Annotated in this window: 13 protein-coding genes and 1 pseudogene; 7 read left to right on the top strand and 7 right to left on the bottom strand. The window is 63.6% G+C overall.

Annotated elements, in window-relative coordinates:
* The first annotated feature begins 178 nt into the window (after positions 1 to 178).
* From SriyCCGPB3_RS00080 to SriyCCGPB3_RS00090, 3 genes are read left to right on the top strand one after another with little or no spacing between them, the layout of a single operon-like run.
* Positions 179 to 3,280 carry a DUF6531 domain-containing protein gene (locus SriyCCGPB3_RS00080; RefSeq protein WP_239496510.1) on the top strand — a complete coding sequence of 1,034 codons (3,102 nt, stop codon included), beginning with the start codon at positions 179 to 181 and terminating at the stop codon, positions 3,278 to 3,280.
* Between the two features lie 15 nt (positions 3,281 to 3,295).
* Positions 3,296 to 5,458 carry an RHS repeat-associated core domain-containing protein gene (locus tag SriyCCGPB3_RS00085; protein WP_350259717.1) on the top strand — a complete coding sequence of 721 codons (2,163 nt, stop codon included), beginning with the start codon at positions 3,296 to 3,298 and terminating at the stop codon, positions 5,456 to 5,458.
* The gene (locus SriyCCGPB3_RS00090) at positions 5,455 to 5,820 is read left to right on the top strand and encodes a hypothetical protein (protein WP_162621978.1); all 366 of its coding nucleotides are present in this window, start codon (positions 5,455 to 5,457) and stop codon (positions 5,818 to 5,820) included. The genes SriyCCGPB3_RS00085 and SriyCCGPB3_RS00090 overlap by 4 nt, the downstream gene beginning before the upstream one ends.
* A 10-nt stretch (positions 5,821 to 5,830) precedes the next feature.
* On the opposite strand, the pseudogene SriyCCGPB3_RS00095 reads toward SriyCCGPB3_RS00090, so the two are convergent.
* The 4 genes and pseudogenes from SriyCCGPB3_RS00095 to SriyCCGPB3_RS00110 form a co-directional block, all read right to left on the bottom strand.
* A pseudogene (locus SriyCCGPB3_RS00095) lies at positions 5,831 to 6,019 on the bottom strand (hypothetical protein); the annotation flags it as partial.
* 737 nt (positions 6,020 to 6,756) lie between these two features.
* Positions 6,757 to 7,467 (bottom strand): 2OG-Fe(II) oxygenase, encoded by a 711-nt coding sequence (locus tag SriyCCGPB3_RS00100; RefSeq protein ID WP_110710630.1) that lies wholly within the window; start codon positions 7,465 to 7,467, stop codon positions 6,757 to 6,759.
* Positions 7,468 to 7,575: 108 nt separating this feature from the next.
* The gene (locus SriyCCGPB3_RS00105; protein ID WP_014035428.1) at positions 7,576 to 8,592 is read right to left on the bottom strand and encodes a class 1 fructose-bisphosphatase; all 1,017 of its coding nucleotides are present in this window, start codon (positions 8,590 to 8,592) and stop codon (positions 7,576 to 7,578) included.
* A gap of 265 nt (positions 8,593 to 8,857) precedes the next feature.
* Positions 8,858 to 10,060: an aromatic amino acid transaminase gene (locus SriyCCGPB3_RS00110; RefSeq protein ID WP_088022996.1), complete on the bottom strand. Its 1,203-nt coding sequence runs from the start codon at positions 10,058 to 10,060 to the stop codon at positions 8,858 to 8,860.
* 171 nt (positions 10,061 to 10,231) lie between these two features.
* On the opposite strand from SriyCCGPB3_RS00110, the gene SriyCCGPB3_RS00115 reads away from it, so the two are divergent.
* On the top strand, positions 10,232 to 12,322 hold the full coding sequence (locus tag SriyCCGPB3_RS00115) for a TonB-dependent receptor family protein (protein ID WP_350259718.1): 2,091 nt from the start codon (positions 10,232 to 10,234) through the stop codon (positions 12,320 to 12,322).
* A gap of 79 nt (positions 12,323 to 12,401) precedes the next feature.
* Here SriyCCGPB3_RS00115 and SriyCCGPB3_RS00120 read toward each other — a convergent pair whose 3' ends face one another.
* On the bottom strand, positions 12,402 to 12,746 hold the full coding sequence (locus tag SriyCCGPB3_RS00120) for a hypothetical protein (RefSeq protein WP_110710632.1): 345 nt from the start codon (positions 12,744 to 12,746) through the stop codon (positions 12,402 to 12,404).
* Between the two features lie 146 nt (positions 12,747 to 12,892).
* On the opposite strand from SriyCCGPB3_RS00120, the gene SriyCCGPB3_RS00125 reads away from it, so the two are divergent.
* The 3 genes from SriyCCGPB3_RS00125 (at position 12,893) to ligD (ending at position 16,851) form a co-directional block, all read left to right on the top strand.
* Entirely contained in the window at positions 12,893 to 13,291 is a 399-nt protein-coding gene (locus SriyCCGPB3_RS00125; protein ID WP_032954739.1) for a hypothetical protein, read from the top strand.
* Between the two features lie 164 nt (positions 13,292 to 13,455).
* Positions 13,456 to 14,361 (top strand): Ku protein, encoded by a 906-nt coding sequence (locus tag SriyCCGPB3_RS00130; protein WP_110710633.1) that lies wholly within the window; start codon positions 13,456 to 13,458, stop codon positions 14,359 to 14,361.
* A 3-nt stretch (positions 14,362 to 14,364) separates the two neighbouring features.
* The gene (gene ligD, locus SriyCCGPB3_RS00135; RefSeq protein WP_110710634.1) at positions 14,365 to 16,851 is read left to right on the top strand and encodes a DNA ligase D; all 2,487 of its coding nucleotides are present in this window, start codon (positions 14,365 to 14,367) and stop codon (positions 16,849 to 16,851) included.
* Positions 16,852 to 16,922: 71 nt separating this feature from the next.
* Here the strand turns inward: ligD and SriyCCGPB3_RS00140 are convergent, their stop codons facing one another.
* Both SriyCCGPB3_RS00140 and adhP read right to left on the bottom strand, forming a co-directional pair.
* A complete protein-coding gene (locus tag SriyCCGPB3_RS00140; protein WP_164162916.1) occupies positions 16,923 to 17,315 on the bottom strand; it encodes a hypothetical protein in 393 nt (130 codons plus the stop codon).
* 127 nt (positions 17,316 to 17,442) lie between these two features.
* Positions 17,443 to 18,471 (bottom strand): alcohol dehydrogenase AdhP, encoded by a 1,029-nt coding sequence (gene adhP / locus SriyCCGPB3_RS00145; RefSeq protein WP_164162915.1) that lies wholly within the window; start codon positions 18,469 to 18,471, stop codon positions 17,443 to 17,445.
* Between the last annotated feature and the right edge of the window lie 90 nt (positions 18,472 to 18,561).

The following is an 18,561-nucleotide window of genomic DNA, read 5'->3' on the forward strand; positions in this document are numbered from 1 at the left end:
ATCCAGAAATTCAAGGAACACCAAGAGCATGAAGCTCCGTTCGACAAGTACGTCTGTTACCGCCCTTCTGTTGATCCCATTGATGGTGACAAGTACCTGTTGGGTCCCTGTCGCTTCTGCGAGGAAGGCAACTCACGTCTATCTCCAGAATAACAATGGCAGTTCCGACGCCAAGGACATGGACAGGATCACCGTCACCCATACACGTGGCCCGGCGATCGGATCATCGGGTGTAATCTCCATCGGCCGAGGCGTCACCTACCACTCCGATATCTCCATGCCTGCCAAAACGGCGCTGGAACAGCAAACGGATGATCGCCGTGACGACTGCAGTGAGCGCAAGGGCAATCCTGTCGTGCTCTATACCGGCAACAAGGTAGAGATCGAGCGCGACTTCACCGTCAATGGGGAAATGGGCCTGTTCCTCGAGCGCACCTACAATCACCACTGGAGCGCTGCGGGCCTGTTCGGCAATCACTGGATCAGCAACTTCGACTACAGCCTGGCGTTCTCCAACGCGCAGAAGACGGCGTGGGCACAGCGCCCGGATGGCCGACGCATCAAGCTGATCTGGAATGAGGCCCAAGCGCGATGGAACGAGGATCGTGCCAAGCCGATCGCGTACCTGGTGAAGAACAGCGATGGAAGTTTCACGCTGAACAACGAAGAGCTTGGAATCGAGCGCTACAACACAGACGGCTACATAACCGAACTCCGTAACGAGCAAGGTGTGTACTGGAGCTTTGCCTACATCAACAAGTATCTGCAGACGGTCACCCACTCGTCAGGTCGCAGCATCCAGTTCACGTGGAACAATGGTCTGCTGACTCAGGCCAAGGACCCGGCTGGGAATGTCTACCAGTATGGCTATACCGCCGACGTGTTCGGAGCGGGCCGCGCCCGCCTTGCCAGCGTAACGTTGCCAGGTGCGCCGCAGACGACCATTACCTATCACTATGAAGACGCGCGCTATCTGGGGGGATTCACCGGAAAATCCTATAACGGCGTGCGGTACTCCACCTTCGCATACGATGCCAACAAGCGAGCGACGCTGTCGGAGCATGCCGGTGGGATAGAGCGGCATACCTTCAGCTACCTGGTCGAGAGCAGTGCGCCGGTGGCAGCACCTCCTGCGCCTGCCCGGCCGGGCGGTGTCCGCGGCAGCGAAGAGACCGGGTGGTGTGAGTACAACCCACGCCAGGGTCAGATCTGCATTCAACCCCGCTCGCTGCCGGGTGGTCCGATCCAACTTGCTGCACGTAGCGGGTCACAGAGCACGCTTCTGGCGGCAACGGATGACCGGACACGTCCGGTCAAGCTGAAAGTCAGCGAGACCAACCCACTGGGACGTACCACCACGTATGCCTACGAGGATGGTCGTCAGGTGTCGGTGACCGGAAGCCGGTCATCGACCTGCCCTGCGAGCTACAAGGAGCGAACGTACGATGCCAACGGAAACCCGGACATCGTTCATGACTTCGTCGACAACATCACCGACTTCGACTACAGCCCCGAAGGCAACCTGTTGAAGAAAAGCGAGGCCGTTGGAAGCTCGGCCGAACGCGCCACGCTCTATCAATGGGACGCGGCAGGACGTCATTTGCTGAAAGAAACGCTTGTCGGCGATGGCGAAACCACCTTCACCTACGATGGCAGAGGCAACGTCAGCTCTGCGACGATACGAAATTTGACGGCGGTGGGTGTAAACGGCCAAGCAAGAACCACACATTACACCTACACCTATCACGCTAACGGGCTGACGGCTTCCATCAAAGAGGATGGTCCTCTGGCACAGGACGACATCACGTCCACATTCGATGCGAAGGGAGATCTGTCCAGCGTCACCAATGCATTGGGACACAAGGTGACGTACTCGGCCTACAACGAACTGGGCTTGCCGGGTCGCATTACCGGTATCAATGGTGACGTCCGTGAAATTACCTATGACGCTCGTGGGCGTGTGTTGACGGATCGAATCAATACGGGCTCGGGTTGGGCCACGACGACGACGACCTACAACGCGACCGGCGACATCGCCAGCGTAACCACACCTGTTGGAATCAGGACCCAGTACAGCTACGACGCAGGACGTCGACTGCTGACCGAAGTGTATCCACTGGGCAATGGCACCTGGTCATGGACGCGCCATAGCTACGATACGGCTTCAAACCGCACCCGCACTGAGAAAGCCTTCACCGACTATGCCGGTGACAGCATGGTCAAGGGCGTCGTCGATGGCGTCATCCACGATACACAGTGGAACTGGTTCGTCAGCGGTTGGGCGTGTTCAACGGGTTCACGGAGCTCCATTCTGGTAGACGCGTATGCAGATGGTGGTGTGTACCTTGGAGGTTCGCAGGCAAACCTGGCGAGTGAGCCTGGCGTCGCAGCGGAGTGCGGTACCAGTGGAACGAGCTATCGGTTCGAGATTCCACTGACGCTGGCCAACCGGCAGAAGCTGGGGGATCGCAAGATCGTGGTGTACGGCGTCTCGCCGCTTGGCAGCAGCAGCAATCGTTCGCTGGGCAACTCGGGAGTATTTGCAATACCCAGCGCAAACATCACCGGAGATATCGGAGGTGTTGTGCAGGATGCCGGTTGGAACTACACCGTCGAAGGCTGGGCATGTTCGATCGGTGTGGATGCGTCGATCGACGTGCACGTATACGCGGGTGGAGCAGCGGGCGGCGGTACCTACGTGGCGAGTGCACGCGCGAATCATGCCTCTGATGCGAACATTGCCAACGCGTGTCAAGCGCAGGGCCGTGCTTACTACTTCCGTGTACCCCTGGATGCAGGCATGCGCGCTTCCCATGGGGGAAAGAGCATCTACATCCATGGCATCTCCCCCGTCGGCGGCCACAATCTCACCATCAATCGATCAGGTGCCTTCTCCATTCCGGCCATCACACGGACCGCCGACCTCGTCACTGCTTCTGCTGCGCCCACGCATATCTTCAATGGCCAGTCATCGAGCGTGACCTTCCAGTTCCGCAATACCGGCAATGTCATCTGGACTCCTGGCGACACCTACATGGTGCTCAAGACTCTGCGCACCAGCGATGCCATCGGGCTTTCAGGTCCGGTAGCGCCTGGCGCGGTCGCAACGTTCACCGTGAATGTTGCGCCGGTGAACAGTGGTAGTGGCGTGGCTCAGTTCCAGTACCTGGGTCAGCTGGCGTCGGGGCCTACTGCCTGGGGCCCACAAGGCCAGGTAACCGTGAGAGCAGAGAACGACAAGGGCAGTTGCAACCCGAAATTCTGTGAAGAACCGCGCTAAGGAAAGCCCAGGAACATGTCGAGCATCGCTTTGGCCCTGATAGGGCTCAATACCATTGTTTCCGCAGTGAACTACGAGTATGACGAGCTGGGACGGCTTGTAGCCGAGCGAACCGATCAAGGGCGGAACATCCGTTACGCCTACGATCTGGAGGACCGTCTGATCCAGACGACCGATTCACAGAATCGTGTGACGAAGTTTTCCTATGATCCTCGTGGACGCCTTCTGGTTCAGATCGACGCCAATGGTGGAACGACGCGCCTTGCCTATGACAAGGGAGATCATCTCACCTCCGTCACCGATCCTCGTGGACTGACAACGACCTATCAAACGGACGGCTTCGGGCAACTGTGGGCGCAGAACAGCCCCGATACGGGGCGAACCGACCATGAGTACAACGCGGTCGGTCAGCGGATCGCGACAGTGCGCAGCGATGGTAGTTCGATTGGCTATGGCTATGATGGTCTCGGCCGTTTGATTTCCCAGAATGCGGAAGGTCAGCAACAGACCTACGCCTACGACAATTGCCTCAATGGCAAGGGGCGGCTGTGCTCGCATGCCGCACCGGGTGCCAGTGCTCGATTCACTTACTCCCCGCAGGGACAACTGGTGAGCCGAACGGATCAGACCGGGCTGGCAGGCAAGGTCAGCGAAGGTACGGTCAGCTATACGTACGACGGCATCGGAAGGAACAGCACCATTACCTATCCCGATGGAGCCGTTGCCAAGTACGCCTACAGCAGCCTTGGCTACCCGTACGCACTTTCACTGACCAAGGGCGCCGTGACCCAGGAGATCATCGGTGCGAGCGAATACACCGCACTCGGCACGCTTCAACGCATGCCCTATGGCAACGGACTGGTGCAGAGTTACGCACTGGATGCGTCCGGCAGGTTGGAGGCCAAGGCCGTGCGCAACCATCAGACCACCGCGTTGAGCCGCACTTCGTATCGCTACAACGGTGACAATGAGATTGTTGGGATCAGTGACGATGTGACCGCGAACCTCAGCCAGACACTGGGATACGACCGCCTGGGGCGGTTGAATACGTTGGCGCGCTCCGGTGTTACCTATACGCTCAGCCACGACGCGGGTGGGAACTACACTGCGCTCAATGCCGCGACGGAAGCAACGCGCTACGCCATTGATGCGAAGAGCAACCGCATGCTGGAGTTCACCAACCAGGATGGAACCCGCACCTATCAGTACGACGCGCTCGGAAACCGCATCAGCGAAACGTCCGGTAGTCGCGTCTCCACCTTCACCTATGGTCCATTCAACCGCATGGTGCAGAGCAGTGTTGGTGGGCAGCGTACGGACTATCTGCTCAATGCGCAGGGCCAGCGCGTGGGTAAGAGCGGCGCAAGCTCAGCCACTCGCTTTTTCTACGCTGGACAGAACCAGCTGCTGTCCGAGCAGACGGGAACAACCTGGACGAACTATCTGTGGTTCGGGGGCGAGCTGGTCGGTATCGACCGCAATGGCGCGGTCAGTTTCGTGCACAACGACCACCTTGGCCGACCTGAGTATGCGACCAACAAGGCCCAGCAGGTGGTGTGGAAGGCGTACAACTACGCATACGGTCGCAGCGTTCTGAAGGACGAAATCGGCGGCCTGAACATCGGTTTCCCGGGGCAGTACTACGATGGTGAAAGTGGGCTCTGGTACAACGGATTCCGCGACTACGACGCGAGTGCGGGACGGTATGTGCAGAGTGATCCGATTGGGTTGGCGGGGGGGATGAATACGTACTCCTACGTTGCGGGAAATCCAGTTAGCTACATTGATCCGCTCGGATTGGCCCCTGCTTCGGGTGCGATGGCGGATTGCTTGGAGATGATATTTGGCCAGTCAGTTGCAAAGGTAAATATCCGCAACAAGGCTGTTGTTAAGAATGACTTCGTCACAACTCGTAAGAACTCGATTAGGCTTCCATCGTCTGTTTCTACAGAGGATTTCTTCGCCGACCATAGTTTGGTTCTACATGAGTACTATCATGTGCTTCAGCAGTGGAACACTGGTGAGTTGACGCGAGCCGGCTATCTTGCTGAGGTAGCGCGCTCCAGATCGTGGGAGCAAGGCAACAGGTTTGAGGATGCAGCGATAGCTTTTTCCAAGAGCCATGCCCAGGCTCTGAAGGAATGCCTGCAGCAGCAGACCGAGGAATGTGCCGAATGAAAATGAATCTTTCAGCCGCATTGAGTGTGCTGATTATGTCGGGTTGCTCGACTATCGGTGGAGATATGGTCATCCGAGTGTCGGGGTCGATACCATCATCTTCGACCACATCCCAGCAGGAGAAAGAATGTCAGTTGGAAATGATCTCTGCTGAGACCGGAGACATTCTGAGCTCCAAAGGTGTACGAAGCGAGTTCTCCACGATAATGATGGTTGTCTCAGGACAAAAACCGAAGAATTATTATTTCTCTGCTAAATGCAGTGATGGCAGGCTCTTCCGTTCAGAAGATGTTGCCGTTAGTAGTCGTCGTTCGTACAGCAGGGCGTTCGATCTTGGATCCCTTACCGAAGAATCGCCTTGATCGCATAATCTCATCGACCCAATAAATGGACTGACAGGGGCTTGCGCGGCGCGAAGGCACCAAACAACTGGGACAGGATCCGGTCGGTGGCGATGAACTTGTCGCGACCCTGCGGACGGTTGCCGCGATGAGCGAGGGTGAATGCAGCCGGCGCGGTTAGTTGGCTGCCGGTGCGCGGTGCGATCCTGCGGCCTTGGAACCGGATATCTCTGGGAAGTGGACTGTGCCAACAAGGCTGGTAATCACGCTTTTCCTCGGATTGATTTGCAGCGCGTGCGCATCGCTTTCTGGAAGCCAGAGATCAAGCAGCTTCTTTGTCTGGAATGCCAATTCTGATGTGGCTTGCTGTGAAAGGCCTGACTACAGGGAAGTTTCACTTGCGTGCCACCGGATTGTTGATGGTGACAATGTCGTAGTGGCGTTGCGCGAGTACACAGCGGCCAAGGTTGAGAATGAAAGATACAGGAAGCTGACATTGATCCTTCCCCCGAATCTGGCGGAGGGCGATGTCTTCAGTTTGTCGGAGGGTGATACCAGAGCGTTCTACAGCACTGGTCTTAGCCTGAGACCTGGCAGCACTGGATGCTACGGAAAGGCTGTTTCAGGTAGCGTCGAGATCGTCAGGAAATCCAACCAAAGATCTGATGCGGGTTCGCATCAACGCACGCTTTGATCTCGATAGCCCAGCAGGCTGGAAGGACCACTGCAAGATGCGCGAGTTCAGTTACGAATTGAATGCCATTCAGAGATCGCTGGGTCAGCTGGATGCATGGGAGGGAGTGCAAGCACCTGGGGATTCTCTTATCAGCGAGGGCAGCCCGGGTAGCGGTCTGCCTTAAGGGATAGCACCAACCGCTCGCGCCACGGCACAGGGTCTGGCCGGCGTGCTCCATGATTCAAACGCGGGTGCTGAGATCATCGAGTGACCAGCTTGTATCAACCACCCCCAAACAGCTTCTGCGCACTCTGGAACAGGATCCAGCTGGTCGCGATGAACTTGTCGCCGCCCTGTGGCCGATTGCCACGATGGGTATGAGTAAACGCAGTCGGCGCAATCAGCAGACTGCCGGTGCGCGGCGCGATCTTTCGGCCCTGGAACAGGAACTCGGTTTCGCCCTCTTCGAAGTCGTCGTTGAGGTATAGCGTCCATAGCATGTGCCGGTGCAGGGTCTCGGCCTGCGCGTCCTTCGGGTACAGCTCGCAGTGCCAGTACGGGTAGCCGCCCTCGCCTGCCGCATACCACTGCAGGTTGATCGCGCCCGGGCGCAGGCAGGTGCGGGCCAGATCGGCCAGCTGCTGCGGCGGCATGTCGGGAAAGTCCTCGGCAGACAGGCGTCGCGGTTGGCCGTTGCTGTCCTGGATCTGCAACATCAGCGGCGCAATCAACGCCTGTGGATAACGGCGTAGATAAGTCAGCAGGCCGTTGAACACCGCGATCTGCAGCTGCTGGTCGACATCCTGCCAGCCGTCCAGGCCACTGATGCGCAGATCCTTGCTGTGCTTGAGTTCCGGGAACACGCCACTGCCCACCGCACCGGGCTGCAGGCCACGCGTGGCGCGCAGGCGTTCAACGATCGCCACGCAGACCTCGCTGGGGACGGCGTTGTGGATGACTTCGATGAAATCGACCGGGCCCTGCTGGTGCATGCGTGCATTCCTTAGGCGGCAACGGCTTGATGGTGCCGTTTGCCGCCCTCGGTGTCACCCCACGGTCATGTCATCGAACGGCCATGACCGCTGTCAGGCGATCGGCCGTCAGCCCTGCGCGTCGTCGTGTGCGTGGTGGTAGCGCACGGCTTCGGCCACTTCCTCGCGCGAACCCAGGAACACCGGCACGCGCTGGTGCAGCTGGTCGGGCTGGATGTCGAGGATGCGCTCGCGGCCGGTCCAGGCGGCGCCGCCGGCCTGTTCGACCAGCAGGCCCATCGGGTTGGCCTCGTACATCAGGCGCAGCTTGCCGGCCTTGGACGGATCCTTCTTGTCCCACGGGTAGATGAAGATGCCGCCGCGGGTCAGGATGCGGTGCACGTCGGCGACCATGCTGGCGATCCAGCGCATGTTGAAGTTCTTGCCGCGCGCGCCTTCCTTGCCCGCCAGCAGGTCGCCGACGTACGCCTGCATCGGCGCTTCCCAGTGGCGCTGGTTGGACATGTTGATGGCGAACTCCTGGGTGGCCGCCGGAATCTGCATGTTCTCGGTGGTGAGCACGAACTCGCCCTTCTCGCGGTCCAGGGTAAAGGCGTGGGTGCCATGGCCGACGGTCAGCACCAGCTGGGTGCTGGGCCCATAGATGCAGTAGCCGGCGGCGATCTGCTTGCTGCCCGGCTGCAGGAACGCGTCATCGCCCGGCAGTTCGACGTTGGTCGGGCAGCGCAGCACGGAGAAGATGGTGCCGACGGAGACGTTGACGTCGATGTTGGAGCTGCCATCGAGGGGATCGAACAGCAGCAGGAAATCACCGCGCGGATAGATGTCCGGCACCGGCTGGCTGTGGTCCATTTCTTCCGAGGCGCAGGCGGCGAGGTGGCCGCCCCAGGCGTTGGCTTCGAGCAGGATCTCGTTGCTGATGACGTCCAGCTTCTTCTGCGCTTCACCCTGCACGTTGCCGGTACCGGCGTCGCCGAGCACGCCACCGAGGGCGCCCTTGCTGACGGCGATGGAGATGCTGGTGCAGGCGCGGGCGACGACCGCGATCAGCTGGCGCAGGTCGGCATTGATGCGGCCGGCGTGCTGTTCCTGGATCAGGAAGCGGGTCAACGAAGTACGGGACATGAGCGGGCAGGTCTCGGCAGCGGGAAAACGCCTATTGTCGCCCGTATGGTGGGGCCGTGCGTGAGCGCGGGAAGGCGTAATCGTTTCCAGATGCGTTGCGCTGTAGAAATGGGGCACTCTGCCTCTGTAGAGCCGAGCCCGCGCTCGGCTGCGCTTCGTCCGTCATACCGCGCAAGCCGAGCGCAGGCTCGGCTCTACAGGAACCAGGATCCAAAAACAAAGGCGCCTTTCGGCGCCTTTGTCTTCAAGCGACTGGAGCGTTGCTTCAGCCCTTGGCGACGGTGGCCACGGCCTTGGCGACGTATTCCAGGTTGTTCTGGTTCAGCGCGGCCACGCAGATGCGGCCGGTGCCGACGGCGTAGATGCCGAACTCGTCGCGCAGGCGTTCGACCTGCTCACGGCTCAGGCCGGAGTAGGAGAACATGCCGGCCTGTTCGTTGATGAAACCGAACTGCGGGGCACCGGCAGCGGCCAGCTTCTCCACCAGACCCTGGCGCAGGGCGTGGATGCGCTCGCGCATCTCGGTCAGCTCCTGCTCCCACATCGCGCGCAGTTCCGGGTTGGTCAGCACGCCGGCCACCAGCGCGGCACCGTGGGTGGACGGGCTGGAGTAGATGGTGCGGATCACGCGCTTGACCTGCGACTGCACGGCCTTGGCGTCAGCGGCGGTCGGCGCCACCATCGACAGCGCACCCACGCGCTCGCCATACAGCGAGAACGACTTGGAGTACGAGTTGGCGACGATGAAGCTGTCGATGCCGGCTTCGGCGATGATGCGCACGGCGGCGCCGTCCTGCTCGATGCCCTTGTCGAAGCCCTGGTAGGCCATGTCGATGAAGGGGAACAGCTGCTTCTCCTTCAGCAGCTGCGCGACCTGCTTCCACTGGGTGACCGTGAGGTCGGCGCCGGTGGGGTTATGGCAGCAGGCGTGCAGCAGCACCACGGTGCCGGCGTCCAGCTTGCCCAGGTCGGCCAGCAGGCCGTCGAAGTTGACGCCATGGGTGGTCGGGTCGAAGTAGGTGTAGTCCACCACCTCGAAGCCGGCCGCGCTGAACACGGCGCGGTGGTTTTCCCAGCTGGGGTTGCTCAGCGCAACGGTGGCGTGCGGCAGCAGCTTCTTCAGCACGTCGGCGCCGACGCGCAGCGCACCGCTGCCACCGACGGTCTGTGCGGTGGTGACGCGGCCGGCGGCCAGCAGCGGCGAGTCCTTGCCGAACACCAGCTCGCGCGTGGCCTGCGTATACGCCGGCAGGCCATCGATCGGCAGGTAGCCGCGCGGTTTGGCTTCAGCGGCGAGCTGCTGCTCGATCTGCTTGACGGCGCGCAGCAGCGGAATGCGGCCGCTCTCGTCGTAGTAGATGCCCACACCCAGGTTGACCTTGGTCGGGCGGCTGTCGGCGTTGTACGCCTCGGTCAGGCCCAGGATCGGGTCGCCTGGGACCAGTTCCACGTTTGCAAAGAAGGACACGGCGGTACTCGTTCGGTAGACGGAAAGGGGGAGGAATTGCGCCACGCGGCTTACGGCTTTGGGGCCGGAAACAGCCCATCGTAACAAAGCCTGCCGGGGCTGGCCGCCGCCATCGTCATCTGCCGCCCCGTACCATGGCGTGCGTTGCCGCCCGATCCATCAACCTGAATCATGAATCCTGCCGCACGCCGCCGTTGCCTGCCGTTGTCCGCTCTGCTGCTGTCGCCATTGGCGGCCATGGCCGAGCCTGCGCCCACCGCCCTGCCCGCCGTGCAGGTGCAGGCTGCGCGGGTGCCGGGCATCGACCCGTTCGCGCTGCCGGCCAGCCAGGACACGGTCTGGATCGACGCCAGCCGTGCTGGCACCGGCGCACAGCTGTCCGAGGCACTGGCCGGTGTACCGGGATTACTGGCGCGCGACCGGCAGAACTTCGCCCAGGATACGCAGCTGTCGATCCGTGGCTTCGGCGCGCGCTCGACCTTTGGGGTGCGCGGGGTGCGGGTGTTGATCGACGGGGTGCCGGCGACCATGCCCGATGGCCAGGGCCAGCTGTCGCACGCCAGCTTGTTGGGCGCCGAACGCATCGAGGTGCTGCGCGGGCCGTTCTCGGCGCTGTACGGCAATTCCTCCGGCGGCGTGCTGCAGGTGTGGAGCGCGCAGGGCCAGGCCGGCGACCCGTGGCGGTTGCGCGTGAACGCCGGCGCCGACACCACGCTCAGTGTCGGCGCGCAGCTGAAGGGTGCCGGCCAAGCGTTGGACTACAACATCGCCGCCAACCACTTCCGCACCGATGGCTGGCGCGACCACAGCCGTGCGCGCCGCGAATCGCTCAATGCGCGCATCGGTGGTGATCTGGGCGGTGGGCGGTTGGAGCTGCTGCTCAATGCGCTGGATGCCCCCGATGCGCAGGACCCGCTGGGCCTGAGCCGCGCCCAGGTGGCGGCGGATCCGCGCCAGGCCACCGCCGTGGCGCACCAGTACAACACCCGCAAATCGGTGCGCCAGCAGCAGGCCGGTCTGCGCTGGACCCGGGAGACAGGGGCGCAGCGCTGGCAGCTGATGGGCTATGCCGGCCAGCGCAAGGTGACCCAGTACCTGCCGATTCCGCCGACTGCTCAGGCGAACCCGCTGCACGCTGGCGGAGTGATCGATCTGGAGGGCGGCTATGGCGGCCTGGACGCGCGCTGGGGCTGGCACGGTGACCTCGCCGGCCGACCGTTGGACCTGGTGGCCGGGCTCAGCGCAGACCGCCAGCGCCAGCACCGCACCGGCTACGAGAACTTCATCGGCAGCGCCCTCGGCGTGCGCGGGCGCCTGCGCCGCGACCAGGTCGACACGGTGCAGAACGTGGACCAGTTCGCCCAGGCCTGGTGGCAGTGGAGCCCGCGCTGGTCGTTGCTGGCGGGCGTGCGCCACAGCGCGGTGCGCTTCGCGTCCGACGACCGCTACATCGTCGGTGCGAACCCCGACGACAGTGGCCGCCGCCGCTACCAGGCGACCACGCCGGTGGCAGGCGTCAGCTTCGAGGCCAACCCGCAGTGGCGGCTGCACGCCGCCGTGGGACGTGGTTTCGAGACCCCCACCTTCAACGAACTGGGCTATCGCGCCGACGGCCAGGCGGGATTGGCACTGGATCTGGCGGCGGCACGCAGCCGCAGCCTCGAGGTAGGCAGCAAGTGGCACGCACAGGATGGAACCCAGCTTGATATCAGCCTGTTCCGCGCAGATACCGACGATGAGCTGGCAGTTGCCAGCAATTCTGGTGGGCGCAGCACCTATCGCAACATCGGCCGCACCCGCCGCCAGGGTGTGGAACTGCAGTACCGACAGCCGCTGGCCGAGCAGCTGGAGCTGCAGCTGGCGTGGACCTGGCTGCAGGCGGAGGTGCGTTCGCCGTACCTGACCTCGAACACCCTGGTTGCTGCCGGCAGCCGCCTTCCCGGGGTACCGCGCCAGCAGGCCTTCGCCAGGCTGCAGTGGTCCCCCGCCGACTGGCAGTGGGCGCTGGAGGCCTCGGCCAGTAGCGATACCATGGTCAACGACGTGGCGACCGAACGTGCGCCCGGCTTTGCCCTGCTGCATCTGGAGGCCGGCCGTCGCTGGAACCTGCCGGGTGGCGAGCTGCGGGCCTTCGCACGGTTGGAGAACGTGCTGGACCAGGCCTACATCGGCTCGGTGATCGTCAATGACGGCAATGGCCGCTTCTACGAGCCGGGACCCGGACGGCGGGCCAATGTCGGCCTGCAGTGGTCGTGGCGCTGAAGTGGTAGTGCCGGCCGCTGGCCGGCATCGCGCGGTGCAGGACGTCAGGAGGTTGCCGGCCAGCGGCCGGCACTACCCGTCAGTCGGGGGCCTTGGCCGGCACGAACGGCGAGGTCGGGTCGCTGGCCGGGAACGTCTCCTCCAGCGCCTCGTCCTGATTGTCGCTGGCGCGCTGCTTGCGCTCACGCCGCTTGAGCGGGCTTTCCTGGCCGCCACGATGGCGGTCACCGCCGTCCTTGCGGTCCTGGGCGGCCTGTTCAGCCACATGCTTCACCGGCAGGTGGTCGTCACCGTGCTCGGCGTCGAAGAACGGTGCGCCGGTGCCGCGGTAGTCGGCGTTGTCGGCATCGCGCTTGCCGCGCTGCTCGCCGGGAATGGGCGGATGGTTCGCGCGCAGCGGGTCGCGGGAGGTCTCTCGGCTCATGGTCTGGCTACCTGCGCTCGGGGCTCCCACTACACCGCCCTGCAGGTAAAGCCGCCGCGAACCTGGCGTCATGAACATCTCGCTCACCCGCTGGTAACGCCACCGCGCGTATTCCTGCCCACCCGCCCCCGCTGCAGGAGCCGGCCATGCCCCGTCTTGAACGACCCGCACCGTCCGTGTTCAACGCCCTGCTCGATCCGCTCGGCCAGCGCACCGCGCAGCGCCGCACGCGCCGCCATGAGGATCCGCAGGCGGTGGCGCAGGACTACCTGCAGTACATGCTCAGCGACTACGAAGAGCGTCGCGGGCAGAACCACCGCAACTGGCGTGACCTGTGCCCGGTGTATGCCTTCGCGCTGACCACGCACGCCGCTGACTGGCCGCGTGGCGACGCTGCCGATACCTGCGAGGAACTGGCCGAGCACTGGGAACAGATGCGTGGGCAGTCGCGGCTGAGCTGGTCGCAGGCGCGGCCGGTGGTGGAAGACGCCTGGCGCGCGCTGGACCATATTCCGGCGGCGGCGGTGAGGCCGTTGCTGCAGTAGTGCCGGCCGCTGGCCGGCAACCCCAGGAAACTTCAGGCCGCGAGCCTCGGCCGGCCAGCGGCCGGCACTACCGCTTTCCGTAGAACCCACGTGCACGGCACGGACACGGCTGGTTTACGCTCTCCGGCCCACGCTGGGCACCCTGCCCCGCCAAAGGTGCGCCCATGGCCCGCCCGATCTGGACCGGCACGTTGTCGTTTGGCCTGCTCAACGTGCCGGTGTCACTGATGTCCGGCGAACGCAAGGTCGATCTGCAGTTCCGCATGCTCGACTCCCGCGACCGCAAGCCGATCCGTTTCGAACGGGTCAACGCCGACACCGGCGAGGAAGTGCCCTGGAGGGACATCGTCAAAGCCTATGAGTACGACAAGGGCAGTTATGTCGTGCTGGAGGAAGGTGATATCCGTTCGGCGGCGCCGGAAAGCCACGAAGCGGTGGAGGTGGAATCGTTCGTGGATGCGGCGCAGATCGACCCACGCTACTACGAGAAACCGTATCTGCTGGTGCCCGGCAAGAAGGCCGAAAAGGGCTATGTGCTGTTGCGCGAAACGCTGCGCAGTACCGGCAAGGTGGGCATCGCGCGGGTGGTGGTGCGCACGCGCGAATACCTGTGCGCGGTGATGCCGCATGAGGACGCGCTGGTGCTGATGATCCTGCGCTATCCGCAGGAGCTGGTGGATCCCGAGGACTACAAGCTGCCCACCGGAAAACTGTCCGACTATCGCATCACCAGCAAGGAAACGGCGATGGCCGAACAGCTGATCGAATCAATGGCCGGTGACTGGGATCCTTCGGATTATCACGATGAGTTCCGCGAGCGTCTGCAGCTGGTATTGAACAAGCGCATCAAATCCAAGGGCGGCACTACCCGGGTGGAAGACGAGCCCGCACCGCGTGAAGATGCCACCACCAATGTGGTGGATTTCATGGCGTTGCTTCAGAAGAGCCTGGACGCCAACAAGCGCACGCCGGCGAAGAAGACGGCAATGCGCAAGGCACCGGCGAAGAAGGCTGCGAAGAAGGCCGCCAAAAAGGCCGTAAAGAAGACCACGCGGCGCAAGGCAGGTTGAACCATGTCGCTGCACCAGTACCGGCGCAAGCGCAGACTGGGTGGTGGCGCCGGGCAGACGCCGGAGCCTGACGACACGCCCGCACGCGGCGATCCGAAGCGGCGGCCGACCTTCGTCATCCAGCTGCATCACGCAAGCTCGCGTCACTATGACTTCCGCCTGGAAATGGACGGCGTACTGAAGAGCTGGGCCGTGCCCAAGGGGCCTTCGCTGCGCGTCGGTGAGAAGCGGCTGGCCGTGGAGGTGGAAGATCACCCGTTGTCCTACGCCGGTTTCGAAGGAGACATTCCTGAAGGCCACTATGGCGCTGGCCACGTGGATGTCTTCGATCACGGCACCTGGGCCTGTGAAGTTGATCCACAGCAGGCGCTGGCGGCTGGAAAGATCGACTTCGTGCTGCACGGGCAACGCCTGGCCGGTGGCTGGAAGCTGGTGCGTACGGCAATGAAAGGGCGTCAGGTGCAGTGGCTGCTGATCAAGCGCGATGATGGCGAAGCGCGCGACGCGGAGGCGGATGACCTGCTGACGGCACCCACGCCGAAACGAGCACCTGCGGCGAAGAAGCGTTCCACAGCAAAGGCGGCGCGTGCTGCACCCGTCGCACGCACGACCACGCGCAAGGCCGATGCGCGTTGGCATGCACGCGCGCTGCAACTGCACGGCGCACGTGATACGCCCTATCCCCTTGGGTTCAAACCGCAGTTGACCGATCATCGCGACAGTGCCCCCGACGGCGAGCGCTGGCTGCATGAGATCAAGTGGGACGGCTATCGTCTGCTGGCCGATCTGCACGATGGCGAGGTGAAGCTCCGCTCGCGCAACGGCCTGGACTGGACGGCCGATTTTCCCGAGGTCGCGCAGGCCGTGCTGGCGCTGCCGGTGCGCGATGCGCGCCTGGATGGCGAGCTGGTGGTTCTGGACAAGGAAGGACGCAGCGATTTCGCAGCACTGCAGCGCGTGATCGATGGAAGCTCGAAGCAACCGTTGCGTTACATCGTGTTCGATCTTCCGGGTGTGGCCGGCGTGGACATCAGTCGTGCGCCGTTGCTGGAACGCAAGGCGCTGCTGAAGGATCTCATCGGGCCGGCGCCCGGCACACTGGCCTTCAGCGAACACGTGGTCGACCATGGGCCGCAGGTGTTCGATGCCAGCGGCGATGCCGGCTTCGAAGGCATCGTCAGCAAGCAGGTGGATGCGCCGTACGTAAACACCCGCGCGCGCAGCTGGGTGAAGGTGAAGCACGAAGACACCGACGAGTTCGTGATCGTCGGCTATACGGCACCCAAGGGTTCCCGGGTGGGATTCGGCTCGCTGCTTCTGGCCACGCCGGACAAGGCCGGGCTGCGCTATGTGGGCCGCGTGGGTACCGGCTTCGACGACGAGCGCCTGCGCGCGCTGCTCAAGGCACTGCAGCCTTTGGCAGTGAAGACGCCGGTGCTGCAGCTGCCGGCGCATGTGCCGTTCCGCGCCGCCAGCGTACGCTGGGTGAAACCGGTGACGGTGGCGGAGGTGGCGTTCCGTGGCTGGGGCAAGGAAGGCCTGCTGCGCCAGGCCAGTTTCAAGCGGCTGCGCAGCGACAAGCAGGAGGAGGACCTGGGAATGAGCACCGCAGATGCCGAACCCGGAGGTGAGGTCCAGATCACCCATCCTGAGCGGGTGGTGTTTCCAAAGCAGAAACTGAGCAAGGGCGACGTGGCCGACTACTACCAGCGCATGGCGCGCTGGATCCTGCCCGAACTTGGCGGACGTCCGCTGTCATTGCTGCGCTGCCCGGACGGCGTGGGCAAGGCCTGCTTCTTCCAGAAGCATCATGGCCCCGGCCTGGGCGATGCGGTACATGCGGTGCCCCTCCTGCAGAAGAGCGGCCGCGAGGATTACGTCTACATCGACGATGCGCGGGGCCTGCTGCAACTGGTGCAGATGAACACGCTGGAGCTGCATCCCTGGGGTGCGACCGTGGCCGACCCGGAGCATCCGGATCGACTGGTGTTCGATCTCGACCCTGGTGACGGCGTCAGCTGGGCACAGGTGAAAGCCGGTGCACGCGATGTGCGTGACCGCCTGCAGCAGGTGGGTCTGGAGAGCTTCGTACGCCTGTCTGGCGGCAAGGGGGTGCACGTGGTGGTGCCACTGCAGCCCAAGGCTGGCTGGGACGAAGCCAAGGCATTCTGCGAGGCGTTCGCACAGGCGATGGCGGAGCAGGCGCCGGACCGCTACGTGGCGACGATGAGCAAGGCCAAGCGCAATGGCGTCATCTTCATCGACTGGCTGCGCAACACCCGAGGCGCCACCAGCGTGTGCTCGTGGTCGCTGCGTGCACGCGATTCTGGCGGCGTGGCGGTGCCGCTGCGCTGGGAAGAACTGGCGCGGGTGAGCGCGGCTGACGCGTTTCCGATGGCCAAGGCGCTGGCGCGTGCGAAGCGGCTGAAGGGTGACCCATGGCAGGGCATCGCGCGATTGAAGCAGACGCTGCCGTCGCTGAAGCGGTAGTGCCGGCCGCTGGCCGGCACCTGTAGCGTGGCCGGGGTTGCCGGCCAGCGGCCGGCACTACCTGGATGCGCTCAGCGCGGATCGCGCGACGCGCGGCGGCCGAACCACCAGCCGGCCAGCAGCTGCAGCGGCAGTGACGCCAGCAGCGAAATGACGAACCACAGCGGGAAATCCGCGCCTGCGGTCCACATCGCGTAGCCGCAGCCGAGCGTGATCAGTGACCAGATCGAGAACCCATGCGAACGCGGCCAGCACGGTGCGTAGTAGGTGGCGAAGGAAATGCCGGCGATGCCGCCCAGCACACTGAAGGCCAGGTCCCATCCCAACTGCACGCTGTTGTCGCCCGGCGACATGCCCAGCAGCGGGGGCAGCCAGCTGGCGACGCTGCTGACCAGCGCAAGCGACAGCACGCCGCCGATCAGGGCGACGATGGACAGGAACAGGGTCTTGAGCAGGCCGGGCATGCGCGCATTGTACGGCTGCGCGAAGCGCCTGGCGTTGCCGGCCAGCGGTCGGCACAACCGGGGGATAGGCATGGCCGCCGCGTCCGTGGGAGAGGGGGACGGAGCGACGGCGGCCATGCACAGGCGGTCAGGCGGCGAAGTCGAGCACCACGCGGCCTTCGATCGTGCCCGCATGCATGCGCGCGAACACGTCGTTGATGTTTTCCAGGCGGTCGGTGCTGACCGTGGCCGCGACCTTGCCTTCGGCGGCGAACTGCAGCGACTCCTGCAGGTCCAGCCGGGTGCCGACGATCGAGCCGCGCACGGTGATGCCGTTGAGCACCATGCCGAAGATGTCCAGCGGGAAGTTGCCCGGCGGCAGGCCGTTGAGCGAGACCGTGCCGCCACGGCGCACCATGCCCAGTGCCTGCTCGAACGCCTTCGGTGACACCGCAGTGACCAGCGCACCGTGCGCGCCGCCGATCTCCTTCTTCAGGAATGCGGCCGGGTCGGTGGTGCGCGCGTTGACGGTGATCTGCGCGCCGAGCTGCCGGGCCAACGCCAGCTTGTTGTCGTCCACGTCCACCGCGGCTACGTTCAGGCCCATCGCGCGTGCGTACTGCACGGCCATGTGGCCGAGGCCACCGATGCCGGAAATCACCACCCAGTCACCGGGTCTGGTGTCGGTGACCTTCAGGCCCTTGTAGACGGTCACGCCGGCGCACAGCACCGGCGCGATCTCGACGAAGCCTACGTCCTTCGGAAGCAGGCCGACATAGTTGGCATCGGCCAGTGCGTACTCGGCGAAGCCGCCGTTGACCGAGTAACCGGTGTTGCGCTGCGTTTCGCACAGCGTTTCCCACCCACCCAGGCAGTGTTCGCAATGGCCACAGGCCGAGTACAACCAGGGGATGCCGACCCTGTCGCCTTCCTTGACGTGCCCTACCCCGCCTCCCACGGCCACGACGTGCCCCACGCCCTCGTGGCCGGGGATGAACGGCGGGTTCGGTTTCACCGGCCAGTCGCCCTCGGCGGCGTGCAGGTCGGTGTGGCAGACGCCACAGGCCTCGATCTTGACCAGCACCTCGCCCGCCCCCGGGCGCGGTACCGAGACTTCCTCGATCACCAGTGGCTTGCCGAACTCGCGCACGACAGCGGCCTTCATGGTCGAATTCATGTTCGGATCTCCGTAGTGCGCTTGCCCACAGAATGACGCCGGCACGAGGCCGGCGCTTTGATCACGATCAAACCTCTGACGATTCGTGCA

The organism is Stenotrophomonas riyadhensis, assembly GCF_040256885.1.
Lineage (GTDB): Bacteria > Pseudomonadota > Gammaproteobacteria > Xanthomonadales > Xanthomonadaceae > Stenotrophomonas > Stenotrophomonas riyadhensis.